Consider the following 26999-nt stretch of genomic DNA (forward strand, 5'->3'; position numbering starts at 1 on the left):
GAAGAGTGAGGTAATCAATGTCAGTGAATAAGCATCAATTACTGCATGATGTAGTAAGCCTGCTGAGTAAAAAATATGCCGGTAAGGATTTATCGGAGTTTCTGGTGCGTTTCGGGGCACAGTTTGGTGATGTTTTTGCGAAATTTGACCGCTTGTACGGTTATCGGGAAGATTTCTCCAATCGTTTTTCCGAACTGATTCTGGCGCTGGCTGAAATGCATCTGGCCCGTGACCCTGAGTTACGGGATCTCGATCGTCAGCGCGAAGAAGACAAAGATTGGATCATGAGCCCGAACTGGGTCGCCACCATGCTGTATGTCGATCGTTTCAGTAAAAATCTGAAAGGCTTCATGCAGAAGATCGACTATCTGGAAGAACTGGGTGTGAACTATGTGCACCTGATGCCACTGCTGAAAATGCCGCAAGAGGCAAACGACGGCGGCTATGCGGTCAGTGACTATCGTACGGTGGAAAAACGTTTCGGCTCGATGGCGGATATCCGCAAAATCGCCAAAACCTTCCGTGCCAAAAACATGCTGCTGGAACTGGATCTGGTGCTGAACCACACCTCCAACGAACATGAGTGGGCGAAGAAAGCGCTGCAGGGCGAGAAAGAGTATCAGGACATGTATTACATGTACGATGACCGCTCGATGCCGGATGCGTTCGAACAGACGCTGCCGGAAATTTTCCCGGAAAATGCACCAGGTAATTTCACCTATCTGCCAGCCATCAATAAGTGGGTGTTCACGGTCTTTAACACCTACCAGTGGGATCTGAACTACACCAACCCGAAAGTCTTTATTGAGATGATCAAGATCCTGCTCAATCTGGCGAATCAGGGGGTAGATGTTCTGCGTCTGGATGCTGTGGCGTTCATGTGGAAGAAACTGGGCACGCAGAGCCAGAACCTGGAAGAAGCGCACATCCTGCTGCAGCTGTTTAAGGCATGTACCAAGATTGCCGCTCCGGGCGCAATATTCAAAGCCGAAGCGATTGTTCAGCCGGTTGAGATCGTTAAATACCTCGGCGGTGGCACGGTTGACGAATGTGAGATCGCCTATAACGCTTCTTACATGGTCTATCTGTGGGACGCGATGGCAACCCAGAACAAACGCATTCTGGAACACGGTCTGCAGAACATTCCGCGTCTGCCTAAAGGTACCACCTGGATCAACTACATCCGCTGTCACGATGACATCGGTTTAGGTTATGCCGATCAGGACATTCTGGCTGCCGGTTACAACCCGTTTGATCATAAGCAGTTCATGATCTCTTACTATGTTGGCGAGTTTGAAGGCAGCCCGGCCAAAGGTCAGCGCTTCATGTATAACCCGAAAACCAAAGATGCCCGCATCACCGGTGCCACAGCAACACTGCTGGGGCTGGAGAAAGGACTGGAAGAGAGTAATGCAGAACTGACTGAACTGGCGGTGCGTAAAATCCTGCTGATGCACAGCGGCATCATGTCATTCGGTGGTATTCCGCTGGTTTACTATGGTGACGAGCTGGCCTGCACTAACGATTACTCGTTCCTGGAAGATCCGAGCAAACAGGATGATAACCGCTGGCTGAACCGTCCGATCATCGACTGGAAGAAGGCTGCCAAGCGAAATCAGCCGGGGACTATCGAACATCGGGTATTCAGTGCGTTAAAACAGATGATTGCACTGCGGAAGTCGATCCCTGAGTTCTATAACGAAAATGACTATCAGCTGGTTAAAAACGACAACCCGCATGTCTTTTCATTCCTGCGTACCCGCGATTGGCATAAGACACTGGTGCTGATGAATGTATCCTCCCAGCCACAGACTGTCTATCAGACTGTTCTGGAACAAACCGGGTTTGGTCACTATGTCTATGACCAGTATCAGCAGCAGGATGTCGCACTGGAAAACGGTGCACTGACACTGGAGCCTTTCCAGTTCCTGTGGCTGAAACAGAAATGATTCACCCCTAGTGTAATTTTGACCGCCCCGAAGGGCGGTCTTTTTTTAACCAACAGAGACTAATTTACCTTTATTCAACTTGTTTTGATTCAAGCTGCTTTGGCGCACACTATTAATGCTTTCTACTTTCTCTGAAAGATCATTTTGGTGCACTGGCATTTCTTGTGCTTGTAGGAATACCGAGAATAATTGCGATTGTGAGTTAATCCCCAGCTTTGAATAGATGTGTTTTTTATGCGCCTTGACGGTTTCAACTGATATAGCCAGCTTTTGTGCAATGCCTTTACTGGAATAACCCCCTAACATCAAACGGCTGACATCCATCTCGCGCAACGTCAGTGAAATCCCTCTGGTATTATTGATCGACATATCCAGATCTGCCTGCCAGTTATGCGTTTCCGCAATAGTCTGCACGGGTAATGACAGCTGTTCATAGTTGTAACGCTGACGCATTAAGGCAATCACCCATTGTTGGATCATCGCGAGTTTCGCAATTTCCTCAGGCGTAAAACGATGCGCGGCCCCCAATGACAGCGATAAGGTCCGATTCGCATCAATAGGCTGATTAAACTGGATCTCATCTTCGACAATATTTAGTCGAAAATAGCGCTGATAGTAATCAGTAAAGAGAAAACGATCGGGTGCAACATCATCCAAACGCACTAAACCAGAAGTTATGCTGCTACGCGCGGCAATGTAAAACGGATCTAACAGATATAACCCATTCAAGTAATCCTGAAATAACGAGTCTTCACTACCATCATTGGTCGGCTGTTCGGCCAATACGACGGGCGTTTGATCTGCACTGAACAGCAATGCGACCCAGCTATCGAACTCCACATAATCACTGATCGTTTTAATTAACGAAGGCCAGAAAGATGGCCGATCAATTGCTTCGATCAATCTCGCTACTGCCTGATGCCAGGCCAGTTCATCGAATGTCCGTCCCATGTATACCCCCATTGGGTTACCCCACTTGTGGAATTTTCAAGAACACACTCAGAGCGGATACTGAATTTAACACTGAGCACAGATGGATTTCGTGCAGTGAAAGAAGAAGGAAATGTTATGCGTATCGAACTCGTTCAACTGCCTGGTCAGGAGTGCAACATCGAGGCCAATCTGGAATCAGCTCTCGCTGCTATAGCGCGTTGCTCACCAGAAACGGACTTGATTGTTTTTCCGGAAACCTATCTGACCGGTTTTCCAACCGTCGATAATATCGGGCATTTAGCACAGCCATTAGATGACACCTTATTCAGCTCCATTCAAAGGGCGTGTCAGGGAAAAAATGTCTCTGTGGCGATAGGCACTGCCGAAGCCTGTGACGGCAAGTTTTATAACACCACCTCATTGATCACCCCTGAAGGCATGGCGATGGCTTATCGCAAAACGCATTTGTGGGCTTCTGATAAAGGCGTGTTTCATCCCGGTGATCGCATGATGACCTGTGAATGGAATGGCCTGCGAGTCGGCATTTTGATCTGTTACGACATCGAATTCCCTGAAACCGCGCGTGCTTTAGCCACGCTAGGCGCTGACCTGCTGATTGTAACCAACGGCAACATGGACCCTTACGGCATGGTGCATCGCAACGCCATCATCGCTCGTGCCATGGAAAACCAAGTGTTTGCGGTCATGGTCAATCGCTGTGGGGAAGGGGATGGCCTGACCTTCGCGGGTGGCAGTTGTGTGGTTGATCCGTTCGGCAATGTGCTGGTGGAGTGTGGTCGCGAACCGGTGCAACTGGCCATTGATATCGATCTCTCTCAGTTGGCGTCTAGCCGCAGTCAATACCGTTATCTCTCTGATCGTCGTATGGCGTTAAGTGGCGAAATCCACGAATTACCGAACGGCATTCGAGAGCTTCATTTCTAATATCAACCAATTTTAAACCCTGATGGAGCATGCCTTAACGCACATCACTATCACCTTTTTGTATATTGAGGATTGAATTATGAGCAACGAAAGCCTGATAAGGATGCATGGCCAAACAGACAAGGATGGCCAAATGACCCGAAGCCTGACACTGAGTTCCGTGGTGTTATTCGGGCTCGCCTATATGACGCCGATTATTGTATTAGGTACTTTCGGTATTCTGGCGCAGCAAACCGGTGGTGTCGTGCCAACCGCCTATCTGGTCGCACTGATTGCGATGTTATTTACCGCCTACAGCTACGGGCAAATGGCAAAGGCCTTTCCGACAGCGGGTTCTGCTTATACCTATACCCGTAAATCGATCCACGCAAAATTAGGCTTTTTAGTCGGTTGGGCTGTGCTACTCGATTATCTGTTCCTGCCAATGGTGATCTGGTTAATTGGTGCCGCTTATCTGAACTCGGCATTTCCCTCTATTCCTATGTGGGCATGGATTATTGCTTTCATTGTTATCACAACGGTCATTAACGTGGTTGGATTAAAACTGGCTAAATCGGTTAACAATCTGATGATGTTGGTTCAGTTATTGGTTTTGGCAGCTTTCGTTGTGTTGTGTATCCATTATGTACTGGGCGACCCGACCAAATCGTTGTTGAATTTAACGCCGTTTTTTAACAGCGATATGAACATGCCGATGGTGATGTCAGGGGCTGCAATTGCATGTTATTCCTTCTTGGGCTTTGATGCGGTTAGCACCTTGACGGAAGAAACCAAAGATCCACGTCGTACCATTCCCCGCGCCATTTTATTGGTGACTATCTTTGGTGGTGTTGTCTTTGTCGGTGTCTCCTATTTTGTGCAGTTAGCTCATCCTGGTGCTGAATTTATTGCTGCTGATAATGCGGCGTTTGAAATTGCTAAAAATATTGGCGGTGATATTTTTGCCTCCATTTTTCTTATTGGCTTGATTATCGGCCAATTTGCTTCTGGCTTATCAGCTCAGGCCAGTGCTTCCCGTTTACTGTTTGCGATGGGCCGAGATGCGGTATTACCAAAAAGCTTGTTTGGTAAACTGAATGCACGTTATCAAACACCGGTAAATAACCTGGTTGTTTGTGGTGTTCTGGCGCTGTTGGCTTTAACTATGAACATCACAACATCAACGTCATTTATCAACTTCGGCGCGTTTTTGGCCTTTGCGTTTGTGAATCTATCAGTTGTGTTCCACTATTATCTGCCGAAAAAACAACGTTCATTACGTGATGTGGTGATGTATCTGGTGTTCCCACTAATAGGCATGTTAGCTGATTTATACCTGCTGATTAGTCTCGATGTCCGGGCAATTACACTAGGGGTGATCTGGCTTGCCGCCGGTACAGGGTATCTGGCCTATATCACAGGATTATTTCAGCGAGAGCCGCCCGAACTGGATTTTGTTGAAGCAGAGCAGTAAAAGAGACCGCCCCTTGGGGCGGTCGTTTTCACGTCAAACTTATCAAGACGCAGTTGCATCGATACGTAACTGAACTGCAGTATCAGAATAAATTGGTGCAACTGTATAGCCGTTAAGTGTCACTGAACTGAATGTTCCCTGACGTTTTCCGCAATTAATTAATTGCAAGGTATCGCCAACAGTCGGCACATAATCATCTGCCAGTGTTACATTCAATGCGCTTTCGTTGGAAGGGTATAATGTCCGGTGATGCTGAGCGCTAACTAATTGAAATACATATGGTCTATCATAATGATTGCATGACTGATAAACGGAAGCTTCAGGAAGTAGGTGATAATTCCACTTTTTCTAGCTCTCCTGCTATGTGTATAGATGTTGCAATTAAATCATATGAAATTGATGATATATTGATATTCAATCCAAACTTTTAAATATTGTTTAAGTATTACGATGATTTTTAAGGAGTTTTAATGGTAAACCCAAGGATTATTGCAAAAATAGAATCTGAAGAGCCAACGCTTAGATTGGCGGTATTAATAGATGCAGATAATGCGCAAGCATCGGTCATTGATGGTTTATTAAAAGAAGTGGCTAGTTTTGGTGAGGCTACAGTCAAACGTATTTATGGTGATTTTACATCGCCAGCAAGCTCTCAATGGAAAAAAGTATTAAATCAATATGCTATTAAGCCGGTACAGCAATTTGCTTACACAACAGGGAAAAACGCAACTGATAGTACATTGATTATTGATGCAATGGATCTACTCTACACTCGACGATTTGACGGGTTTTGTCTTGTATCCAGTGACAGTGATTTTACTGGTCTTGCACTCAGGATTCGAGAAGAAGGATTAACTATTGTGGGTTTCGGTGAGCAAAAGACACCAGATGCATTTCGCAATGCGTGTCACAAATTCATTTTCACCGAATATTTGCGGCCCACAGTGCAAGCTCCAGAGGTATCGCCATCTCTTATAGTTCCTGCAAAACAAAAAATTGATGTAATTCAATCCCAATCTCAGTCATCAGAAACCAAACAGCCTGAAAATAAACAATCTTTTGCAAAAAAATTCCCAAGAGAATTTATCGTAGAGGCTCTTGAAAACTCATATGACCACACTGGTTGGGCTCACCTCGGTACTTTTGGCAGTTATTTATTAAAGCTTCAACCTGATTTTGATTCTCGTCTTTATGGATTTAAAAAGTTAAGCGACTTAGTTAAGACCCGAACGGATGTTTTTCAGACTACAGAACGAACTATCCCTGGTACAGACACTAAAGTTCTATATATAAAAGTTCGCTAGATGTGCTTTTTTTAGTAGGATTAAAATAAAAAATCATTATAAATCAATTTTTTATCCATGTTTTGTCCAGCGTTTCTTGGCTGTAAAATCAAATTTTATTTTTATGAAATAAAACAATAGGGCTACAAAGAGAAACTTTGTAGCCCCAGTTTGGGATAATGGCCTGCCGCCCGGGGCGGTCTCTTTTTATCAGTTATCAACAACCAGCGTTGGTTTTGCCCAGCCATTTTCCTGCCAGGTCTGCAATACATTTACAATCATTTCGTGATCATCAAACTCCGGCATACCGGAAACAGTAATGGAACCGATACAGCCAGAGCCTAAAATGCGAAGCGGAAAGCTGCCGCCATGAGGGGCATAGTCACGGTCCGGTAAACCCATTTTGCGTTGCAGATCGGTTTCATCACGTTTCAGGCCGAGGCCGATGGCGAGTGAGCTGCGTTGTAACATCTGGGTGACATTGCGTTTGCGACGGGCCCAGTCGGCATTGCTGGGGGCGCTGCCGGGCATAGCGCAGGCAAACAAGAGTCTGCCGAATGCTTCAATCTCAATATGCACAGCGGCCTGATTCAGCTCGGCAGCCTGCTGCAACGTACACCCCAGTTCCCACGCTAATGCTTCATTAAATACCGGCCATTGCAGGGATTCTTCCTGCTGACGAATTTCCATCAATAAATTATTTATTTCCAGCAGGTTCATCGTTTAGCTCCTGTAATGGCGGGATTACATGCAAGCAGGTTACGCGGAATTACGCTTCCTGAGCATACTGTTCAAGTTTCTTATTGAGTGATTCTGCCAGTTCAGATGGCTCTTCCACCAGATTTTCTTCTCCCTGAATCGGGAATACTGTGACAGCAATACCATCCTGAGTCAGACCATCGGTCCAGCGTTCCAGCCAGATTTTCAGGGTAATGGATTGCGGTTGATAATGTGCCTGATCACCAACCGCCCACAGTTGTGCATATTCAGCGTGCGGCCATACCGGCAGGCAGGTTTCGTCATTGTCTGATTTAAGGAACAACAAACCGTTTTCATCTTTCAGTGCCCATAACTCACCACTACGGGCAACTTTGCTGATGAAATGATCATAACGATAATCAGCATTTAATCTCAGTGCGGCATTGCGTTCCAGTTCAGTCAGTTCGTAGCTCATAATCTGTCTTGTCTCAAAGATGAAAGTATCAGTTGTCATGATCCCATCTGTTGCCGCGCTTGTCCAAGCAGAATTCATTTGTTCATTCTGTCGCGATGACGATCTGATTCCGTCCGTGATTTTTTGCCTCATACAGCGCTTTATCTGCCTGGGTATAAAGTTGCTGAATATTTTGTAACGGATGCCATTCCGCCAACCCTGCACTGCAGGTGATGTTAATTTCAGTCTGTTTCCAGTTAAAACAATGGTGCTGTACCACAGATATAATTCGTTCCAGAACAAACATGGCTTCAGTTTGATCGGTATCGCTCATGATCAGCAAAAACTCTTCACCACCAATCCGGCCCAGATAGTCGAGTTTTCTGATCTGCTGCTGACACAACAGCGCAAATTCTTTTAAGACGAGATCACCGGCGGCATGACCCCATTTATCATTCACGTTTTTGAAGTGGTCGAGATCGAGCATGGCAATCGTTAATGCAGATGCTTGTCTGTCAGCCCGTGATATTTCTGTTTCCAGACAATCCATGATTTTGCGGCGGTTAAATAACCGGGTCAGATGATCCCGCTCTGCCAGCGTCCTGAGTCTCTCTTCATGGGTTTTCTGTTCGGTCGTATCGTAAGTGATATTCACAATGGCTGTAACGTGATGATGTTGATCAAAACAGGGGACATAAGAGCCGTGTACCGATTTGATTTCGGCATGTCTGTTGGATGTGTATTCATCAAAATGGAGTGTTTCTCCCTGGAGAACCCGGTGCAACAGATCCAGATGTTTACTTTTTAACGCTTCGGGAAGTACATCCCGGATATAAGAACCTTCAAGGTCTGTTCTGCAAATGCCCAGATGTTCTTTGTGATAACGGTTAGCAATCATGAACTGCAGATTGGTGTTCAGCAAAGAGACAAAGCAAGGCATAGCATCAATCATTGTTCGCAGTTGTTTGTATTTATGTACCGAGTCCTGTTCCTGTTTCACTTTATTCGTGATGTTGTAAATGCAATGAACAAAACCGCCGGATGGCAATGGCTGATGCTTGAACTCAAGAATAGTGTCGTCGTGATTTACCCGCGTGTAGTGCCGTTGTTTCTGCCTGATCGCATTGCCAAGCTCGACGAGCCATAATTTGGATAAACCTTGCTGATCACTCCACTCAGTTAACAGATTGAAATAGTTGATAGGGTCCGGGGAGGGCAAATCCAGCGAAAACAGTTTGCGGCAAAACGGATTGTAATAGCCGAGCAAACCCTCCGGGTCGACGAACAAAACCCCATGATCGACTACATTAAGATATTCTTCCGCGTTGAAGCTGAATTCCGGGGGTAGTGGAGGTGATCGATCGGGTGTAGCCATTGCAACTCCCCATTTTCATCCTGAAAATAAAGTTCCTCATGTAAAGAATAGAACTCTTCGCTATATACCGTATGGATTTCGGCACTATTAATTAAGCAATAGCTTATTAATTCAGCAATCAGTAAAGCATTAATAAAAAACGCTTGCTTGTTCAGAGGGTAGTGACTAATATCCGCCCCACTGACGCGGGATGGAGCAGCTCGGTAGCTCGTCGGGCTCATAACCCGAAGGTCGTAGGTTCAAATCCTGCTCCCGCAACCAAATCAGAAAGGCCGCTTTTAATAAGCGGCCTTTTTTATTTCTGCCCGTTTCTGAAACAGAAATCTTCTCTTTTAAGATAAAAGTCGTTATTCCGGTAATATCGGCATATCAGGCGAATTACTGATCGAATAGATGATTTATTCGGCAAAAAGAAATAAAGCAGTAAAAAATGCTTGTTTTCTAAGGGATTGTCGATTAATATCTTCCTCACTGACGCGGGATGGAGCAGCTCGGTAGCTCGTCGGGCTCATAACCCGAAGGTCGTAGGTTCAAATCCTGCTCCCGCAACCAAATCAGAAAAGGCCGCTTTAATAAGCGGCCTTTTTTTTATTCCCGTTTTTTCCCTCAGCCACGCAATCTGCAAACTCCTATCACTTTGGTGATTCATCCTGCTGAGATGAATCTGTCGCTGATTCCAGATCCGACTCTTCAAGCCATTCCTGCCAGATTGCCATCAGCACCGCCAGGATCACCGGTCCCATAAATAATCCGACCAGACCAAAAGCAGCCAGCCCGCCGAGCACACCAAACATCACCAGCAGGAAGGGAATCTGGGTCGCACTGCTGATCACCATCGGTCGGACCAGATTATCGACCGAACTGACTGCTAACGCTCCCCAGAGCAGCAGAATAATCCCGTTGAGGTATTGTCCGTCGATCAGTAAAAAGACGGTGATGCTTCCCCAGGCAAAAGGTGCCCCGAAGGGGATCATGGAAACTAATGCGGTGATGGCACCCAGCAGCATGGGTGCAGAAAGATCGAGCCACCAATACCCCAGACCTGCCACAAAGCCTTGAGCCAGTGCAGTGAGGATCAGCCCCCAGACGACAGCTATCGTCATTTCACCAACAGCGGCCAGATAGTTATCAATACGGGCACCGAGAAAACGGAACAACACTTTATGTACCTGTGTGAGTATGTGCTCTCCGTCCCTGAACATAAAAAACAGCGTGATCAACGCAAACCCGACCTTGGCTGCATTCCGTCCGACATCACCCAGAACCGATACCAGCTGATTAGATCCTTCCTGCAACCAGGTAGAAATTTTGTCCTGAAAGGCGGCCGGGTCACCAATACTTTGGGTAATGAGTCCATCCAGCCAGCTTCCCAGCCATGGCAACGTCCGGATATATTCAGGCAGTTTTGGCGGGCCCTCCGCTATGCGTGAATTGAAATGGGTATAAGCGATTCCGACTTCATCACGTAGCAGGGAGATAACCCATAAAGTGGGTAATATAAAGGCGGTGGTCACTAATAACGTCATCAGCAGAGCACTCAGTGTCGGGCGCAACTTAATGGATTGACGCAAAAGACAATATAAGGGCCAGCTGGCATACGCGATAATCATCGCCCAGGCGACAGGAATGATAAACGGCTGCACGACGGTATAACCGAGCATGACCAGGCCGCCCAGCAACAAGCCGACAATGATCCGACGGATAAAGCGTGCCGTAGCCTGATCAATCATGTTTATCACCATTATACTTTCTGACATTGATGGCCCATGCGACGACTTCCCGGCTCAGCTGATCCGTCGCCTGACCAAAAGCCTGCACCACGGATGCAACGCTTGCATCTTTACTCGCCTGGCGTGCCTCAAAACGGTAACTCGCCAGAACCTGCTGGTTATTCCGCTGCACAAGATGTGTATCTAGCTGAACCCGGACTTCAGGCTTGCCATGGATGTATTCGCTCTGGAATGCGCGCAGTTCACTGATCAATTCAGCATCGGTATTGATCAGACCGTTGTCATTGGTAATGGTTTTAATACGGCCATCGCTGCGGAAAGTATCAATAAGCCGTTCGCGCAGCAGAACCGGCACCCGGTCATTCCAGCGTGCGCTTTTATAGCTATTGATCTGGTTGCCGTCAGGTATTACGGCAATGCGGGTACTGTCTAATGTCTGGTTCGCGTAGGGGGTGTTAATGCGCAAAGACCAATCCACGCTGCTGCTCTGTGTCTGGACTGGCGTACTTTCCGGCAGCATATAGACATTCACCGGCCGGGTTTCCGGAAACAGTGAACAGGCGCTGAGTAATAGGGTGATGATCAACGGAATCAAACGGTGAAAGGAAATACTCATGGCTGGAACTCCTCGTTTTTCTCCCGGTCGAGTAAAAATCCGGATGGATCTTCTTCGAGACGGCGACTTAACCGGTTCAGGGAGGCAAGTGCCGCCCGTAATTCCTGCATGGCAGGGCCGAGATCATTGAGGCTTTGCAGACCATTTTGCAGCGGTGCCTGATTGTTACTGATTAGCTGGTCAATCCGGCGGGTCGCCTGTTCCAGCGTTGCCATGGATTGCGCGGCATTATTCAGTACTCGCTGTCCCTGATCTCCGATCAGCTTATCGGTATTGCGGGCAAGCCGTGAAATATCATGCATCGCAATGTTTGCCTCTTTACTCAGAGTATTAATCTGCCGGATGGTTTCAGCAAGGTCACTGCGCTGGGTAGCGAGCACTTCTGTTACTTGCTCCACATGATTGAGTGTTTTACTCAGGCTAAGAATATTCTCTTTGGAGAACAATTGGTTGAGGTTACCGGCGAGATTATTGATATTGCCCATCAGGTTTTCACCGTTAGCCAGAAAACGACTGATCGGTGACGGGTCAGCAATAATGACCGGAACTCTACCATCAATGCCTTGTAATAGCGGGCTGGTTGGTGAGCCGTCAAACAGGCGGATAAGGGCACTGCCGGTGATATTCGCCAAAGCCAAACGGGCTCGGGTGTTTTTCTTGACGGGCGTATCGGCAGACAGGCGGGTATGAGCCCAGACCTTCCGCGGATCCTGCGGGTCGAGCTGCAGACTTTCGACTTCACCGACTTTTATTCCGCTGTATTCCACTGCACTGCCAGCGGTCAGGCCGCTGACTTCTTCGTTGAAAAGGACATCGTAGTAAACGAAGCCGCGCTCTGAACTGGATTTACCTAACCAGAGAGTGAAGAGCAGAATGCCGCCAAATGCGATGACGATAAACAATCCGATCAGCACATGATGTGCACGTGTTTCCATCTCAGCATTCCTCCTTCAATTTCTCTGCAGCCTGTTGCGCAGCCCGGCCCCGGGGGCCATGGAAATACTCGCGGATCCACGGATCATCAGCATCCGCGACAACTTCCGGGTTATCCGTTATCAGCACATGCTTGTGTGCCAGCACCGCAACCCGATCGCAGATGCTGTAAAGCGTATCGAGATCGTGGGTAACCAGAAAGACACTTAACCCCAGCGCATCGCGTAATGTGAGGGTCAGCTGATCAAAAGCCGCCGCCGCAATCGGATCAAGCCCGGCCGTGGGCTCATCAAGAAAAAGTACTTCCGGGTCTAACGCCAGCGCACGGGCCAGTGCTGCGCGTTTGATCATGCCGCCGGAAAGTTCATCCGGATATTTTTCGCTGGCGTTGGCGGGGAGTCCGACCAATGACAGTTTCATCCGGGCCAGATATTCCGCATCGGCACGATGCAGTCCGGCGTGTTCAATCAGTGGCAGTGCTGTATTTTCTAACACAGTGAGAGACGTAAACAGTGCGCCACGCTGGAATAAAATACCAAAGCGCTGTTCCAGTTGTGATCGCTGTATGGATGACAGCGTATTTATATGTTCACCAAATACCAGAATATCGCCGGCATTCGGTTTATGCAGACCGACGATACTGCGCAGCAGCACGGATTTACCCGAACCTGAACCGCCGACCACCGCAATAATTTCACCGCGGCGAATGTCCAGATCCAGGTTCTCATGTACGGTCTGACTGCCGAAGCGGTTAACCAGCCCGCGTACGCTGATAATGGTTTGTTCTGTTCCGGTCACCAGCTCATCTCCATAAAGAAAAGTGCAGCGAGTGCATCCAGCAGGATCACCATGAAAATGGATTGTACAACGCTGGAAATCGTATGTTCACCGACCGATTGTGCGCTACCGCCGACTTTGAAACCTTCCAGACAGCCAATGACCGCCACGATAAAAGCAAACAGCGGGGCTTTACCGATCCCGACGAAAAAATGACTGATATCGATATCGCGCTGCAGAATGGTCAAAAACAGCCGTGGGGTGATATCCAGTTCCAGAAAGCAAACCACGGCACCCCCGATCATGCCGCAAGCCATGGCAATAAAAGTAAGGATCGGAAGACTGATCAACATGGCCAGCACACGAGGTAATACCAGCAATTCAATCGGGTTTAATCCCAGCGCACGTATCGCATCTATTTCTTCATTGGCTTTCATTGAGCCGATCTGGGCAGTAAAGGCACTGGCGGTGCGACCAGCCATCAGTATTGCGGTCAGCAACACCCCGAATTCTCTCAGGAAGGCAAAAGCGACCAGATCCACCGTGTAGATACTGGCGCCGAAATCGGATAACACTGTTGTTCCGAGGAAGGCGACGACGGCGCCGACCAGAAATGTCAGCAGTGCAATGATGGGGATCGCATTCAGCCCGGTCTGTTCGATATGGGCTGCCAGCGAGGTGATCCGCCAGCGACGGGGATGGATCAGCGATCGGACTAACGTTTCGATCGTCAGCCCGATAAAGCCGAGAAGTGCAATTTGCTGCTGACCGAGATGGATCACAACCTGACCGATATGTGCCAGCATCTCGCTAATCGCGGACTCTTTCGGCTGTTTTTCGATATTAGTGCTTTCTTTAAGAGCTGCAGCCACGCTGTGCAGTAACGCCAGCCGTTCAGCAGACAAACCTGAGTCTTGTGTCGTGAGAAGAGATAAGCGGACCTGACCGAGCAGTTCAACCAGCAGGGCCGCACCTGCGGTATCCAGCGAGCCCAGGTCATCCCAGAGGATCGGGGTATCCGCGATCATCTGTTCCTGCACAGAGGTGATCTGACGTTTTAACATCACATAATGTGTAAGCGTCCAGTCACCGCTGATCCGCAGCAATACGTGTCCGCTTTCTTGTTGCAAAGACAGTGTGCCGGGTGAATTCTGAGCGGTCATTCGCTGTTTCCTCCGTGATCAGGGCACCAGGTGCCCGTCAATCAGATGGATCTGCCGGTCAGCCGCCAGGGCAAACTCTGGATCATGCGTCACAGCTACAATGGCACATTTCTGATTATGGGAAAGGTCATGCAGTATGTCGCGGACATTGGCACTGGATTTGGTATCCAGCGCACCGGTGGGTTCATCGGCAAGAATCAGCACCGGGTCATTGGCTAATGCACGGGCTACTGCCACACGCTGTCGTTGTCCTCCGGAAAGCTGGCTCGGGAGCTTATGTTTATGTTCCCGCATATCTAAACTATCCAGCAGCATGCCTGCTTTTTCCCTTGCCTGTGACTCGGAAAGCAGACCCAGTTTTCGCATCGGCAGCATGACATTTTCCAGCGACGAGAACTCAGCCAGCAGAAAGTGAAACTGAAAAACAAAGCCAATTCGTTGCAGCCGGATCCGTGCCAGCTGGCTATCACTAAACCGGCTGGTTTCCTCATCTTCCAGCCATAATTTTCCTGAAGTGGGGGAATCGAGCAAACCGAGCAGATACAGCAGCGATGATTTCCCCGAACCTGACGGGCCCATGATCGCGACAAACTCACTTTGTCCGATCGCAAGATCAATATCCTGTACCAGCGTCACCGGCACTTCACCGGGCAAAATCCGGGTTAGTTTTTCTGCGCGCAGAATGCTGTTCATTCGGCACCCCGCAGAATATCGACCGGTCTGACCCGTCCGCCTTTACGCGCGGGCAACCAGGCAGCAAACAAGGCGGACAACATGGCAAAAGCGATGGCCAGCAGCAGTTGATCGGCGCCCCAGTAAACCGGCATATAAGCCTCAGCGGTGTAAAACGGACTTTTGAAAGAAATACGGCTAAGGCCATACATCAGTGACAAGCCAAGGCTCGTACCCAACAGGCTGCCAAACAGGCCCAGGAGTGTTCCCTCAATCAGAAAAATACGCTCAATATCACCCGCATCAAAGCCGATCGACTTCAGAATGGCGATGTCTTTGGTTTTCTCCAGTACTACAGTCGAAATAACGTTATAAATACCAAATGAAGCAACGAGCAGGATCGCACTGACTACGCTGTACATGATGAGATTCCGGATCAACACCATACTCATCAGATCTTCACTGGCTTCCTGCCAGGATTGCGTTTTATAGCCCAGATCCTGTTCAATCTGATGCGCGACGGTGGGTGCCAGAGCCGGATCGTTCAGCCGGATAATCAACATGTTGGCAATATTCGGCTGTTCCAGCAGATTTTGTACCCGGTTCAGCAATGCATAAATCTGACGATCATCGTAGTTGGAGGTTCCGGTCCGGAATACAGCGACAATTTTCATTAAACGTACTGAACCTGATGACGAGGTAATGGTCAGTTTATCGCCCATCTGCAGCTGGAATTTTTCAGCCAGCCCGGCACCGATAATGACGCCATTCGGATTAGCCGACAGACTTTCGAGTGAGCCGTTAATGAAATATTTCGTCAGGGAACTGACATTTTTCATCAGCTCAGGTTCAACGCCGGAAATGGTTGCACCCCGCGTCATACCGGCATAAGAAAGGATCACTTGCCCCTGTAAAACCGGTGCGATCTGTAAATCAGTCCGCAGGGCAATCCGCGCCAGTTTTTCTTTATACTGCCGAATGCCTTTGATTTCAGTGCGTGGCTGGATGCCGTGTAATTCATAAACGGAATCCGGATAAACAATTTCAACCGGCTGTAAGCGGGGATGACGATATTCATCGTACACAGTGATGTGCGGGGAATTGTCGACTAAACGTTGTATGAAATCCTGTTCAGAACCGCGCATTAACCCGGAAATAGCCAGAAAGAAGGCGACACCCAGCGAAATGCCCAGCACAGAAACGATGGTTTGCCGGCGACGCGACATCAGATGGCTGAGGGCAATGGATGTGGCCAGATTCATGATGATTTGTCCGGCGGCCCGGACCATACCTCACGCACGGCTTGTCCGGCTTTTAACTTCTCTGGCGGTTCAATAATTATCGAATCCTGATCGGTTATGCCCTCTGTAATTTCTGTTTTATCCGCATTTTTTACACCGGTTATTACCGGTTGCCGGAGTGCTTTGCCATCTTTAACCAGCCAGACGGCATTATCCATGATGCTTAAATTCGGCACTAACAAAGCGTTATCCCGTTGGGATATAAGGATATTGCTTTCAGCCGTCATCCCAATGAAAAACGGCACATCGTCAGACAGGCTGATCCGCACCCGGTAACTGCGGGTGACCGAATCGCCTTCAGGCGTGATTTCCCGGATGATGCCTTCAAATACTTTGCCCGGAAATGCATCTGCAGTAATCAGCACGCGTTGTGCCGGTTTGACTCGGGGGATGTCTTCTTCATCCACATCCGCTGTCAGACGTAATTGCGTTGCTGATTTTCTCAGGGAAAAAACCACCTGATTGGCAGGCATATAATTACCGACTTCACCATCGCGTTTGATGATCTCACCATCCACCGGGCTTATCAGCGTCAGCGCGTTCATTTGTACCAATGTCCGCTGTGTCACTTCCCGTGCGGCTTCCGCTTCTGTACGGGCCTGATCCAACAGCTCTGCACTGACCATGCGTCGCTGATATAACTTTCCCACCCGGGAAAGATTATTTTCTGCATTACGCTGGCGGATCTGCATTTCCCGCAGCGTCGCCTGCAGCTCTGCATCATCAAACTTAGCCAGCACCTGACCGGTTTTAACCTGCATCCCCTCATCGGCCAGTAAGGCCGTCAACCGTGCTGCCCGTTCTGTTGCCACATGAATCGGCGGATCAGCCTCAACCGTACCGGTCGCATAAACGGCTTCCACGACCTGCCCGCGGGAAGGATGCGCCACGTTCACGCTGAGCGGCAGCCGGAAATAAATAACACCCGCAACAGTTGCCACCAGTAACAGAAAAATGAGAAACGCCTTTCGCCCGGTCAGCACATCCAGCTCCTGATTTATTCCGCTTTAAGCTAAGTATAGATAGTCTCGTTCCGGACAGAGTGACCTATACTTATTAAGATAATCCCTGATAGCAAATGAACTGCTATCAATGAAACATTGGAGGTTCACATGCGATCTGATTTGTTTAAAAAATCTGCATTGCTCGGTTTGTTATTGCTGCCGGCTTTGAGTATAGCCGCCGACAAACCAATACCACCGGCTAAGCCTGAAACGCCGGTTGTTGCTGCTGCAGATAAAGAACCTATTTATGGTTACCAACTGATGACTGAGCAAGAACGGGCAACTTTCCGTACTCAGATGCAAGCCGCTACAACAGACGAAGAACGTCAGCAGATCCGTCTTCAGCATCGGGAACAAATGCTTGAACGTGCTAAAGCTCAAGGCATCACCTTACCTGAACCACCTGCGGTTGCTCCTGGTGAACAACCTGTGTTTGGTGGCCGGATGATGACAAATGAAGAACAGATGCGGTTCCGCACTCAAATGCAGAATGCGACAACTGATGAAGAACGTCAGCAAATCCGTCTTCAGCACCGGGAACAGATGCTTGAACGCGCCAAGGCTCAAGGCGTCACCTTGTCTGACCCGCCAGCGATAACTCCGGGTGACGAAGTTGTTTTTGGTGGACAGATGATGACGATGGAAGAACGGCTGCAGTTCCGCACTCAGATGCAGAATGCGACAACTGACGAAGAACGTCAGCAGATCCGTCTGCAACACCGGGAACAAATGCTTGAACGTGCTAAGGCCCAGGGCGTTACGTTGTCAGACATGCCGATGATGAACGGTCAGGGCATGGGTAAAGGCATGGGAATGGGGATGGGCGGTGGCACCGGATCTGGTTCCAGCTCCGGTTCTGGCTCTTCTAGCTCTGGCTCAAGTTCTGGTCAGGGAAGCAGCGGCAGTAGCAGCGGCGGCGGAAATAGCGGCGGTGGAAGTGGAAATAGTGGTGGCGGCGGCGGTAAATAACCTGTCACCAGATATAAACCAATCCGGGGCTCAGCGTTAAGTTGGCTCCGGATTTTTTTATTGCAGATCACCTGTTTTCTGACATAGGCACTACTGTTACACACCGCACACTATCGTTCAAAATAATTTTTCCTCTTATCAGAAGTTTGGTGATTTGTCTATAGTTAAAAGAGGAGACTCTTCATGGTCTCAATGGTGTTGCGTCAGACGCTACGGGACATAAGCGCCTGGGTAATCCGTTTCCTGACCCTCGTGATTACATTCATGAAAAGGAACGCTATATGAACGCATTCAAATTGAATAAACTCTGGCAAATCGTAGTTGCAGCGTTATTTATTGGCATAAGTGCCGGCGCCTATGCTGCGAAGGGCAGCCCTGGCGGTGGAGGCGGCGGCGGTGGCGGCGAACCTCCAGCCACTGAAACGGGCTCCAACAACTTGTCTTTCCCGGTGATCTTGTCAGACAACATTGGCCCATTCCCTGCGGATGGTCTCTGGCGATTCGCCCCGATCACCACCCCGGAAACGGAGTGCATCGGCGAGTCAGGCGTGACAGCTGGTGAGCCGGTACCGCCTAACTTCCTGTGCTACTACGGGCGCCATGTCACCGTTATATCAGAGACAGGAGCGATCCAGTTCGACGAGCCTACCAAGGTCTGGTGGCTGCAAAAACGTACACAGAACTTCTGGAAAGCGCTGACCGTCGGTAATAACACCGGTACACCGCTGGTTGTGAGTGCGGTTGATGTTGGTGACCTGCTGGAATCCACCCCGTCGCTTGCTACGCGGCAGATCCGTGTTGAGTTCAACTTGTTGCAGAACGTGCCGTCGACCGGTAGCCCTCTGAGCCCATATCTGGTGGCCGATTGGACCGACGGCATTCCGATGCCATGCACCGTGCCTAAGGAAGTGGGCCAGACCAGCATCGGTTGCTTCGCAGCTCTGGGCATGAGCGGGGCAGTGCCCGGCACTGAACAGTCCGGCAACGAGATGCAGGGCACCGACTTCGGTCCCGGTCCTGACGCCAGTTTGCTTACAGGCACGCAAGTTCTGATTGACCCGACTACCGTGAGACTAGCAACAACTCCTGAGGGTACCCCTATCCCGATCCACGCGCTGGTATACTCCCAATGCGCACGTCTGGTGATCCAGAAGATCGGCGGCACGCCAACCTGGGATAAGACCACCGGGCAGTGGGCCGGCGAAGGTGTGGGAACACCGCTGGTCAACGTCGCCACTTATTCGACTACCAGTCCCTGGTCAGTCGAAATCACCTCGGGCGGCAGCATCGTGTATGGCTACAACTGGAACGCCAAGAGCGCTGCCACAGGGACCTATCGTCTGACCTTTGTGCTGGACGGTAACGACGCCGAAGGACCACAGTGTTCAACGCAGTTGGCAACCATGTTCGGCCCTCTTGGTGGCACCCAGCTTGTGAATGTCGGTGAGAATTTCGCTCCGAGCATCATCGCCAAAGGTGACTCCGCGCTTGGTGATGAAGGTGGTCTGGTCTACATTGACATCCCGCTGTCCACTAAAGGCGGTGGCGGCAGACGGTAATAAATAACCTGTCACCAGAGACAAACCAATCCGGGGCTCAGCGTTAAGTTGGTCCCGGATTTTTTATTGCAGATCACATATTTTCTGATGTGCTTCAAATAAATCTCTCATAAAACGTGTCTATAGTGTTCATCCGGTTCCTGAATTAGGGTCAGCTGATGGAACAGCTATACCGTGCATTTCAGCTTCACCAGCTCTTAATTACCTCCTGCATACCACCATCGTTAGCTCGTTGTCTGGAGCATTTGGCGTTACGGAAAATCATGATCCAATCCCCGCGAAAAGGATTGAGGAAATATGAGACATAAAATTGCAGGTTCTGCGGTTGGGCTAGTGATTATGGATAATTAATTAAAAATTACCGGATATAAAAATATGGAAGATTTTTCACCTTCTGAGCTTAAAACGATTCTGCATTCAAAAAGAGCAAACTTATATTATTTGGAGTATTGCCGGGTATTAGTTAATGGTGGCAGGGTTGAGTATGTCACTGAAGAGGGGAAAAAATCACTGTATTGGAATATTCCCATCGCTAATACAACAGCAGTCTTATTAGGTACAGGAACATCAATCACACAAGCAGCCATGCGTGAGTTTTCAAAGGCTGGAGTGCTTGTTGGTTTTTGTGGTGGCGGTGGCACACCACTCTTTTCAGCTAATGAAGTAGAAGTCGATGTTTCCTGGCTTAATTCTCAGAGTGAATATCGCCCAACTGAGTATTTGCAGCATTGGGTTAGCTTCTGGTTTCGTGATGATAAACGGTTAGAAGCTGCGATCGCCTTTCAAAAAATCCGTATTGATCAAATTCGCCGGTTTTGGTTGTCTGCCAGAATGCAACGTGAGTCCAGTTTTAGTATCAGCGAAGTTCAGCTAATAGGGGTACTCGATAGTTTCAGTGCACGGTTGACTAGCTGCCAAACCAGTAATGATGTGCTGGCTCAAGAGGCCATCATGACCAAAGCGCTTTATAAGCTGGCCGCTAATGCTGTTAAGTTTGGCGATTTTACCAGAGCAAAAGGTGGAAGTGGGGTTGATATGGCTAATCGCTTTTTAGACCATGGTAATTACCTTGCTTATGGATTGGCTGCAACTGCTTGTTGGGTGATTGGGTTACCTCATGGCCTGTCGGTTTTGCATGGCAAGACTCGGCGAGGGGGATTGGTGTTTGATGTGGCAGACCTTATCAAGGATGCCTTGGTGTTGCCACAGGCCTTTATTGCTGCAATGGCCGGAGATGATGAACAAGAGTTTCGACAGCGGATTATCACTGGTTTTCAGCAGGGTGAGGCATTGGATAGGATGATTGATGCTATCAAAGAGGTGGCGGAGACCCTCAGTGAGGCAGGGAAATGAATATTCTGTTGGTGTCCGAATGCAGCAAGAAAGCTTTGGTGGAAACAAGAAGAATTCTTGATCAATTTGCCGAACGCAAAGGTGAACGGACTTGGCAGACTGCTATCACACAGGAGGGGCTTAACACCTTGCGTAGGTTGTTACGCAAGAGTGCGCGACGTAATACGGCGGTCGCATGCCATTGGCTTAAAACCGGAGGTAAGAGTGAGTTACTGTGGATAGTTGGCAATCTTAGTTGCTTTAATGAGCAAGGCTCGGTGCCAACTAACAGTACTGAGTACAATATCCTAAAAGCTCAGGATGAAGACTGCTGGCATACAGCTGAAGCGATGGCGTTACTAGCTGGGATTTCTGGACTGTTTCACGATTTTGGCAAGGCTAATCTGTTGTTTCAGCAGAAGCTGCAAGGTATAGGCTCACTTTGGTCTGAGCCCTATCGTCATGAGTGGGTGTCATTACGACTATTTCAGGCGTTTGTTGATGGTCGAAGCGATCAAGATTGGCTTACAGAACTGGCAACTGTGACGCCAGCTCGTGATGTGAGCTTGCTTGATGCTTTGCGGCATTATCAGGATGCACCTCAAACTCTAGGTGGCAATCCTTTTGCTGATCTACCGCCGCTGGCACAAGTTGTTGGCTGGCTGATCGTCTCTCACCACAGGTTGCCAGAATTTATTGAACGTCCGGATTCACAACTACAGGCACCGAACATAGAAAAATTGCATATTTCTGAATGCTCTCGTTTTAATGCCAGTTGGATATCCCCCCAATGCTTCAATGATGACTGGAAAACTGAACATTGGCAAAAAGTGTGGCAATGTCAGCATGGTACTCCGATAGCTAGCCAGACTTGGTGTGTCAAGGCGCGTGAGATTGCCGGACGAGCATTAAAACACTGTTCACTGTGGCAACCCGGCAATTATTGGCTGGAAGATCGTTTTACCAGTCATCTGGCCCGTTTGTCGCTGATGTTGGCGGATCATACATATTCTGCAACTAATCCTACTGCAAAATGGCAATCGCCTGATTATCAGGCCTATGCAAATACTGAGCGCTCAACGCGACAACTCAAGCAAAAACTGGATGAACACAACATTGGCGTTGGACAGAATGCTTTGTTGCTTGCCAAGCGTTTGCCACAGCTAAAACGTCATCTACCCGCTATCACTCGACACAAAGGGTTTAAGCAACGCAGCGAGTCGGATATTTTCCGATGGCAGGACAAAGCATTTGACCTGGCTCGTTCACTGGCGGCGTCTTCGACTAAACAGGGTTTTTTCGGCGTCAATATGGCGTCAACAGGCTGCGGCAAGACCTTTGCCAATGCTCGCATAATGTATGGATTGTCCGATGAAAAGTTGGGCTGCCGTTTCAGTATCGCATTGGGATTGCGCACTCTGACACTGCAAACTGGTGATGCATTGCAATCACGTCTGCATCTGGAAAGTGATGATTTGGCTGTGCTAATTGGTTCTCAGTCGGTGCAGCAGTTGCATGAATTGCGCAAAGAGGATGAACAAAAAGCAGCTGCTGACTCTACGGGTAGTGAGTCGGCTGACGAGTTGTGGGATGAACTTCAACATGTGCGTTATGAAGGAAGTCTGGATGATGGTCCGCTACGCCATTGGTTGAAACAGTCGGATCAGCTACATCGACTGATCAGTGCTCCTGTACTGGTTAGCACTATAGATCACCTGATTCCTGCAACCGAAGGGACTCGCGGCGGTCGGCAAATAGCTCCCATGCTACGTCTGCTCACATCAGATCTGGTGCTGGATGAGCCGGATGACTTCGATTTGGCTGATTTGCCTGCTCTCTGTCGGTTGGTTAATTGGGCGGGAATGCTTGGAAGCCGTGTATTGCTGTCTTCTGCCACCTTACCTCCGGCTTTGGTTTGCGCTTTGTTTGATGCTTATCAGAATGGTCGACAATACTTCAATCGTGCTTGTGGTGAGCCAAATGTAAGTGCTGCGATCTGTTGTGCCTGGTTTGATGAATTTGGTTGTGAACAGTCGTTGAATTTGACAAGGGCCGATTTCAAACAGGCTCATAAAATTTTTGTCGGTCAACGTATCGTTCGATTAGACAAAACTCCTAATACTCATTTACGGCGAGGTGCTTTGTTACCGGTGTCCGTTTCGGGTACCAAACCAATTGAGGTGGTGACTGGAGTTGCTGAAGCCCTTCATCAAGGGATGGTTCTATTGCACCAAGCCCATCATCAGTGTCATGAGGCAAGCGGCAAGTGTATTTCGATTGGCCTTATTCGTATGGCTAATATCAATCCACTGGTGGCTGTTAGTCAGCAGCTATTAGCTATGGCACCACCTGTGGACACACGAATCCATTTTTGTATTTATCACAGTCAGCATCCAATGTTGGTGCGATCAAGAATGGAGGCTCGCCTGGATAAGGCATTAACGCGCCATAATCCCGAAGCGTTGTGGGAATTACCTGAGGTGAAAACAGCCTTAGAACAGCCAGAAACTCACCATATCTTTATTGTGATTGCTTCGGCTGTCGCAGAAGTAGGGCGTGACCATGATTATGACTGGGCCATAGCAGAGCCAAGCTCTATGCGCTCGCTGATCCAGTTAGCCGGGCGTATTCAACGCCATCGTAAACGAGTACCTGGCACGGCAAATCTTTTGATCCTGAATAAGAATATCAAGGCTCTCACCGGTAAATCCCCTGCTTATCTGCAACCGGGATTTGAATCTTCAGGCAACAAAGCATTTCAATTATCCAATCAGGATTTGCAAACGATTTTGTTACCTGAGCAGTACCAGACTATCACTGCTAACCCTCGCATTGTTCACCCTGAAAAAATGGATCCAAAAATGAATTTGGTAGCATTGGAACATGCTCATCTTGTGGCGTGGTTGTTTGGTCATAAGGATTTTTCCTGTCATGCCACACAGTGGTGGCAAGAAGATCCTCACTGGTGTGCTGAGCTGCAACGGCGAACTCGATTCCGAAAATCAGAACCTGATGAATCCTTTGTTCTTTATCAGGAAGATGAAGGTGATAACCCCATCTTTTATCGTCAGAGTGACCACGGCGAATTATCTCTAGTTGATAAATCTGTTTTTGCCCACATGGAATTCACTCCGACTATGGGTATTCAGCCTTGGCTGGACAATGATGTAGAAGCTTTGATTGCCGAATTAGCTGAACGGCTGGAGCGCGATGTGGCTTGGGTCAGTCAGCGTTATACCGAATTACGGCTGCGAGTGCGTAACGATAATGACATCAAACTCTGGCATTACAACCCTTGGTTTGGAGTGTATGACACGCTGTATTAGAGCGTGTCATACAACTACCTGTTCGGTAGCAAATGAGTCAATAAATGCTCACGCATTATATTTCTGAGCTGCCTGTACAGCAGCATTAGGATTTTAGTCGAGCCGTCTCTAAAATCCTAACATAATATTTATTATTAATACTCACGCTTTATAGGTTGATCTTTTGTGGTTTCTTGGCTAATTTTTGTTTAATGATAATCAAGCAGGCTTCGCTTAAGAGAGGTTCGGGATGGATACAATAAGCTTATCGTCGGCGATAGATGACTACATATCATCGCGGCGCACCAGTCGTCTGGAGACGCGAGCTAAAGAGGCGGAAAAAGAACGTAAGACACTGGCTAACGATCAGTTAGCGTTAATGGCTTGGGAGCAGAAGCAAGCTGATTTGTTAAGGTCTGAGGTTGAAAGATATCTTCCGGCTAATTGGCTGGATGATGCGGCTAAACGGGCCAAGCAAATTACTTTGGTGACTCATGCCCCAAAATACACAAATGGTGATGCTAAAGGCTCTGGCGTACTGGCAGATGTAACGCTGGCTACAGGAGAGTATCTTTGCACGGCTTCCCTATCAGCGTTGAATATCGATGTTGTGGGCAATGCCGCTGCATTAGATGTTGCTAACCTGTTATTGCTGGAGGTCAATGGAGAGCAGTTAGTTGACGTTTTGAGGCGAGGGGATGCATCGCCACTAAGTCCTTTCGCTCGTGATGAGATGCAACTGGCAGAATGGTTGGCAGGTTTCAGACAAGCGTTGGAAAGTGGTGCTCTCAGTTCGCATAAACTCGCTAAACAGATCTATTTTCCTGTGGGGGGAGACAGCTACCATCTGATTAGTCCCCTGTTTGCATCATCCTTAGCTCAGGCTCAGCATGAGCGCATTGAGGGCCAACGTTTTGGTGAGGAAGCAAAAACTGCCAGAGTTGCTCGCAAGAACAGAGAGCCGCACGAAACAGATGTAATCGATTTCCCAAATCTGGCAGTACAGACTTTCGGTGGTACTAAACCACAAAATGTTTCTCTTTTGAATAGTGGCCGTCATGGGAAAGCTTATCTGTTAAATAGCCAACCGCCACGCTGGAAATCTCAGGATAAACCACCTGCCGATGATCAGGCATTCTGGCGTCAATATGGACGATTGGTGTACCCGAAAATACGTGAATTGAAAAGCTATCTACTTTTCGTGGTGGATAAAGAAAGTACATTATCTATCCGTGACCGACGAGCTGAACTAGTCGCAGACTTGGTATCGGAACTGCATCAGCTAGCTGCGCGAATACAATCACAAGTCGCAGGCTGGAGTCTTAATACATCACTAAGTATTACTTTAGCGCATTGGCTCGATCCGGCTCGTGACGATAAAGAATTTGTCGAGGTTCGGCTGCGTAATGACTGGCAGCAAGGTGTTGGTGAGCAATTTGCTACTTGGCTAAATCGACAGTTGCAGAATGAGCAATTGCAGATGAAGGATGCAGAACACAGTATCTGGCGCAAGTTAGTGGAACGCGAACTCAAATTGTTGAAAGGTGATCTGGAGGTGCTGGCATGAAGTCTTTGCTGTTGTTACGTCAGATCAATGTGGAAAACGCAAATGCCATTAGTGGATTGACCTATGGGTTTCCTGGCATCAGCCATTTTCTCGGATTTACACATGCTCTGTCACGCCAACTGATGCAAGCTCATAATCTACGGCTTGGTGGTTGTGCTGTGGTTTGTCATCATCATCAATTGCAGGCTTATCAACCCGGCGGCCGAGGTGATTTTGTGTTTGCGTTGACGCGTAACCCGCTAACTAAAGAGGCTAATACCGCCTCATTTAATGAAGAGGGACGTATGCACTTGCAGATTAGTCTGATGATTGAGTGCGAGTTTGATGCTGATGATTTACCTTTTGGTTCAGGCCAACCCGAGCAAGATGTAACTATGTTGACTGATTGGTTTTCCCAAAAGGTACCTTGTCTGCGCTTGGCTGGTGGCACCATTACTTCTGTGGGCCATGTGAGTTGGTTGGAGCTTAAACAAGATAGTGAGGAACAGCACAAGCAGGTTCGTCGTTTGATGATGCGACTGTTGCCTGGTTTTGCTTTGATTGGCCGGCATGAGTTGCTGTTAGCTCACCATCAGAAATGTCTGGCTGAGTCATCGGATGCTCAACTTATTGATAGTTGGCTGGATTTTGTTGCTTTGCGCTATCGAAGTGAGCGTGCAGATGCCAGTGGCCATGCCAATTGGGTTATGCAGCCCAAACCAGAGTCGGGTTATTTGGTGCCTATGGTTGTGGGCTATCAAGCAATTTCACCTTTATATGGCACTGGTGCAGTTGCCAACAGCCGAGATTCTGATACCCCGTTTTGCTTTGTCGAATCGGCTTATAGCATAGGTCAATGGCTAAGCCCACATAGGGTTCAATCATTAGAACAAATTATCTGGCGCTACCACTATAGCGATGGGCTTTACCTTTGTCATAACGGTTATACCAGTGTGGTCAATGAAGAGTTTGAAAACAGCGAAGAGAACTATTGAGGGATA

The 26999-nt window shown here is 48.4% G+C and carries 22 protein-coding genes and 2 tRNA genes; 12 read left to right on the top strand and 12 right to left on the bottom strand.

Annotated features, from left to right (window positions below; all coding sequences use genetic code 11):
• Positions 1-17: 17 nt before the first annotated feature.
• Positions 18-1949: an amylosucrase gene (locus TOLA_RS06835; protein WP_012729554.1), complete on the top strand. Its 1932-nt coding sequence runs from the start codon at positions 18-20 to the stop codon at positions 1947-1949.
• 45 nt (positions 1950-1994) lie between these two features.
• Here the strand turns inward: TOLA_RS06835 and TOLA_RS06840 are convergent, their stop codons facing one another.
• A complete protein-coding gene (locus tag TOLA_RS06840; protein WP_012729555.1) occupies positions 1995-2900 on the bottom strand; it encodes a helix-turn-helix transcriptional regulator in 906 nt (301 codons plus the stop codon).
• Between the two features lie 117 nt (positions 2901-3017).
• On the opposite strand from TOLA_RS06840, the gene TOLA_RS06845 reads away from it, so the two are divergent.
• From TOLA_RS06845 to TOLA_RS06855, 3 genes are all read left to right on the top strand, one after another.
• Positions 3018-3827, top strand: a complete 810-nt coding sequence (locus TOLA_RS06845; RefSeq protein WP_012729556.1) for a carbon-nitrogen hydrolase family protein — start codon at positions 3018-3020, stop codon at positions 3825-3827.
• A 133-nt stretch (positions 3828-3960) separates the two neighbouring features.
• Entirely contained in the window at positions 3961-5280 is a 1320-nt protein-coding gene (locus tag TOLA_RS06850; RefSeq protein ID WP_218916126.1) for an APC family permease, read from the top strand.
• A 470-nt stretch (positions 5281-5750) separates the two neighbouring features.
• Positions 5751-6584, top strand: coding sequence for an NYN domain-containing protein (locus TOLA_RS06855; protein WP_012729558.1), 834 nt, complete (start codon positions 5751-5753; stop codon positions 6582-6584).
• Between the two features lie 189 nt (positions 6585-6773).
• Here TOLA_RS06855 and TOLA_RS06860 read toward each other — a convergent pair whose 3' ends face one another.
• The 3 genes from TOLA_RS06860 to TOLA_RS16340 all read right to left on the bottom strand — a co-directional run bounded on the left by TOLA_RS06860 (position 6774) and on the right by TOLA_RS16340 (position 9091).
• The gene (locus TOLA_RS06860) at positions 6774-7283 is read right to left on the bottom strand and encodes a heme-degrading domain-containing protein (protein ID WP_012729559.1); all 510 of its coding nucleotides are present in this window, start codon (positions 7281-7283) and stop codon (positions 6774-6776) included.
• Positions 7284-7332: 49 nt separating this feature from the next.
• Positions 7333-7737 (bottom strand): DUF2750 domain-containing protein, encoded by a 405-nt coding sequence (locus tag TOLA_RS06865; RefSeq protein ID WP_012729560.1) that lies wholly within the window; start codon positions 7735-7737, stop codon positions 7333-7335.
• Between the two features lie 82 nt (positions 7738-7819).
• The gene (locus TOLA_RS16340) at positions 7820-9091 is read right to left on the bottom strand and encodes a sensor domain-containing diguanylate cyclase (RefSeq protein ID WP_012729561.1); all 1272 of its coding nucleotides are present in this window, start codon (positions 9089-9091) and stop codon (positions 7820-7822) included.
• Between the two features lie 184 nt (positions 9092-9275).
• Between TOLA_RS16340 and TOLA_RS06875 the strand changes: the two genes are divergently transcribed.
• Positions 9276-9352, top strand: a tRNA-Met gene (locus TOLA_RS06875).
• 214 nt (positions 9353-9566) lie between these two features.
• Positions 9567-9643, top strand: a tRNA-Met gene (locus TOLA_RS06880).
• A gap of 80 nt (positions 9644-9723) precedes the next feature.
• Here the strand turns inward: TOLA_RS06880 and TOLA_RS06885 are convergent.
• Genes TOLA_RS06885 through TOLA_RS06920 form a run of 8 tightly spaced genes read right to left on the bottom strand, consistent with a single transcriptional unit; the run spans position 9724 to position 17266 of the window.
• On the bottom strand, positions 9724-10821 hold the full coding sequence (locus TOLA_RS06885) for an AI-2E family transporter (protein ID WP_012729562.1): 1098 nt from the start codon (positions 10819-10821) through the stop codon (positions 9724-9726).
• Positions 10814-11437 carry an ABC-type transport auxiliary lipoprotein family protein gene (locus TOLA_RS06890; RefSeq protein WP_012729563.1) on the bottom strand — a complete coding sequence of 208 codons (624 nt, stop codon included), beginning with the start codon at positions 11435-11437 and terminating at the stop codon, positions 10814-10816. The genes TOLA_RS06885 and TOLA_RS06890 overlap by 8 nt, the downstream gene beginning before the upstream one ends.
• Positions 11434-12372, bottom strand: a complete 939-nt coding sequence (locus TOLA_RS06895; protein ID WP_012729564.1) for an MlaD family protein — start codon at positions 12370-12372, stop codon at positions 11434-11436. Before TOLA_RS06895 ends, TOLA_RS06890 begins: the two co-directional genes overlap by 4 nt.
• 1 nt (position 12373) lies before the next feature.
• A complete protein-coding gene (locus TOLA_RS06900; RefSeq protein WP_012729565.1) occupies positions 12374-13168 on the bottom strand; it encodes an ABC transporter ATP-binding protein in 795 nt (264 codons plus the stop codon).
• Complete coding sequence (locus TOLA_RS06905) at positions 13165-14310, bottom strand: MlaE family ABC transporter permease (protein WP_012729566.1); 1146 nt, start codon at positions 14308-14310, stop codon at positions 13165-13167. Before TOLA_RS06905 ends, TOLA_RS06900 begins: the two co-directional genes overlap by 4 nt.
• An 18-nt stretch (positions 14311-14328) precedes the next feature.
• Complete coding sequence (locus TOLA_RS06910; RefSeq protein ID WP_012729567.1) at positions 14329-15003, bottom strand: ABC transporter ATP-binding protein; 675 nt, start codon at positions 15001-15003, stop codon at positions 14329-14331.
• Positions 15000-16244 carry an ABC transporter permease gene (locus tag TOLA_RS06915; protein WP_012729568.1) on the bottom strand — a complete coding sequence of 415 codons (1245 nt, stop codon included), beginning with the start codon at positions 16242-16244 and terminating at the stop codon, positions 15000-15002. Before TOLA_RS06915 ends, TOLA_RS06910 begins: the two co-directional genes overlap by 4 nt.
• Complete coding sequence (locus TOLA_RS06920; protein ID WP_012729569.1) at positions 16241-17266, bottom strand: efflux RND transporter periplasmic adaptor subunit; 1026 nt, start codon at positions 17264-17266, stop codon at positions 16241-16243. The genes TOLA_RS06915 and TOLA_RS06920 overlap by 4 nt, the downstream gene beginning before the upstream one ends.
• Before the next feature lie 129 nt (positions 17267-17395).
• Here TOLA_RS06920 and TOLA_RS16345 point away from each other — a divergent pair, with 129 nt between their 5' ends.
• The 6 genes from TOLA_RS16345 (at position 17396) to csy2 (ending at position 26993) form a co-directional block, all read left to right on the top strand.
• Positions 17396-18256 carry a hypothetical protein gene (locus TOLA_RS16345; RefSeq protein ID WP_012729570.1) on the top strand — a complete coding sequence of 287 codons (861 nt, stop codon included), beginning with the start codon at positions 17396-17398 and terminating at the stop codon, positions 18254-18256.
• Positions 18257-18537: 281 nt separating this feature from the next.
• On the top strand, positions 18538-19815 hold the full coding sequence (locus TOLA_RS06930) for a hypothetical protein (protein WP_012729571.1): 1278 nt from the start codon (positions 18538-18540) through the stop codon (positions 19813-19815).
• A 375-nt stretch (positions 19816-20190) separates the two neighbouring features.
• On the top strand, positions 20191-21168 hold the full coding sequence (gene cas1f, locus TOLA_RS06935; protein ID WP_012729572.1) for a type I-F CRISPR-associated endonuclease Cas1f: 978 nt from the start codon (positions 20191-20193) through the stop codon (positions 21166-21168).
• Complete coding sequence (cas3f, locus tag TOLA_RS06940; protein WP_012729573.1) at positions 21165-24473, top strand: type I-F CRISPR-associated helicase Cas3f; 3309 nt, start codon at positions 21165-21167, stop codon at positions 24471-24473. The genes cas1f and cas3f overlap by 4 nt, the downstream gene beginning before the upstream one ends.
• A 229-nt stretch (positions 24474-24702) precedes the next feature.
• On the top strand, positions 24703-26019 hold the full coding sequence (gene csy1, locus TOLA_RS06945) for a type I-F CRISPR-associated protein Csy1 (RefSeq protein WP_012729574.1): 1317 nt from the start codon (positions 24703-24705) through the stop codon (positions 26017-26019).
• On the top strand, positions 26016-26993 hold the full coding sequence (gene csy2, locus TOLA_RS06950; RefSeq protein WP_012729575.1) for a type I-F CRISPR-associated protein Csy2: 978 nt from the start codon (positions 26016-26018) through the stop codon (positions 26991-26993). Before csy1 ends, csy2 begins: the two co-directional genes overlap by 4 nt.
• Positions 26994-26999: the final 6 nt, after the last annotated feature.

The organism is Tolumonas auensis DSM 9187, from assembly GCF_000023065.1.
GTDB classification, from domain to species: domain Bacteria; phylum Pseudomonadota; class Gammaproteobacteria; order Enterobacterales; family Aeromonadaceae; genus Tolumonas; species Tolumonas auensis.

Bases quoted from the DNA above. Each gene is read 5' to 3' on its own strand.
- TOLA_RS06835 (WP_012729554.1), top strand. From the start codon at position 18: ATGTCAGTGAATAAGCATCAATTACTGCATGATGTAGTAAGCCTGCTG.
- TOLA_RS06840 (WP_012729555.1), bottom strand. From the start codon at position 2,900: ATGGGACGGACATTCGATGAACTGGCCTGGCATCAGGCAGTAGCGAGA.
- TOLA_RS06845 (WP_012729556.1), top strand. From the start codon at position 3,018: ATGCGTATCGAACTCGTTCAACTGCCTGGTCAGGAGTGCAACATCGAG.
- TOLA_RS06850 (WP_218916126.1), top strand. From the start codon at position 3,961: ATGACCCGAAGCCTGACACTGAGTTCCGTGGTGTTATTCGGGCTCGCC.
- TOLA_RS06855 (WP_012729558.1), top strand. From the start codon at position 5,751: ATGGTAAACCCAAGGATTATTGCAAAAATAGAATCTGAAGAGCCAACG.
- TOLA_RS06860 (WP_012729559.1), bottom strand. From the start codon at position 7,283: ATGAACCTGCTGGAAATAAATAATTTATTGATGGAAATTCGTCAGCAG.
- TOLA_RS06865 (WP_012729560.1), bottom strand. From the start codon at position 7,737: ATGAGCTACGAACTGACTGAACTGGAACGCAATGCCGCACTGAGATTA.
- TOLA_RS16340 (WP_012729561.1), bottom strand. From the start codon at position 9,091: ATGGCTACACCCGATCGATCACCTCCACTACCCCCGGAATTCAGCTTC.
- TOLA_RS06885 (WP_012729562.1), bottom strand. From the start codon at position 10,821: ATGATTGATCAGGCTACGGCACGCTTTATCCGTCGGATCATTGTCGGC.
- TOLA_RS06890 (WP_012729563.1), bottom strand. From the start codon at position 11,437: ATGAGTATTTCCTTTCACCGTTTGATTCCGTTGATCATCACCCTATTA.
- TOLA_RS06895 (WP_012729564.1), bottom strand. From the start codon at position 12,372: ATGGAAACACGTGCACATCATGTGCTGATCGGATTGTTTATCGTCATC.
- TOLA_RS06905 (WP_012729566.1), bottom strand. From the start codon at position 14,310: ATGACCGCTCAGAATTCACCCGGCACACTGTCTTTGCAACAAGAAAGC.
- TOLA_RS06910 (WP_012729567.1), bottom strand. From the start codon at position 15,003: ATGAACAGCATTCTGCGCGCAGAAAAACTAACCCGGATTTTGCCCGGT.
- TOLA_RS06915 (WP_012729568.1), bottom strand. From the start codon at position 16,244: ATGAATCTGGCCACATCCATTGCCCTCAGCCATCTGATGTCGCGTCGC.
- TOLA_RS16345 (WP_012729570.1), top strand. From the start codon at position 17,396: ATGCGATCTGATTTGTTTAAAAAATCTGCATTGCTCGGTTTGTTATTG.
- TOLA_RS06930 (WP_012729571.1), top strand. From the start codon at position 18,538: ATGAACGCATTCAAATTGAATAAACTCTGGCAAATCGTAGTTGCAGCG.
- cas1f (WP_012729572.1), top strand. From the start codon at position 20,191: ATGGAAGATTTTTCACCTTCTGAGCTTAAAACGATTCTGCATTCAAAA.
- cas3f (WP_012729573.1), top strand. From the start codon at position 21,165: ATGAATATTCTGTTGGTGTCCGAATGCAGCAAGAAAGCTTTGGTGGAA.
- csy1 (WP_012729574.1), top strand. From the start codon at position 24,703: ATGGATACAATAAGCTTATCGTCGGCGATAGATGACTACATATCATCG.
- csy2 (WP_012729575.1), top strand. From the start codon at position 26,016: ATGAAGTCTTTGCTGTTGTTACGTCAGATCAATGTGGAAAACGCAAAT.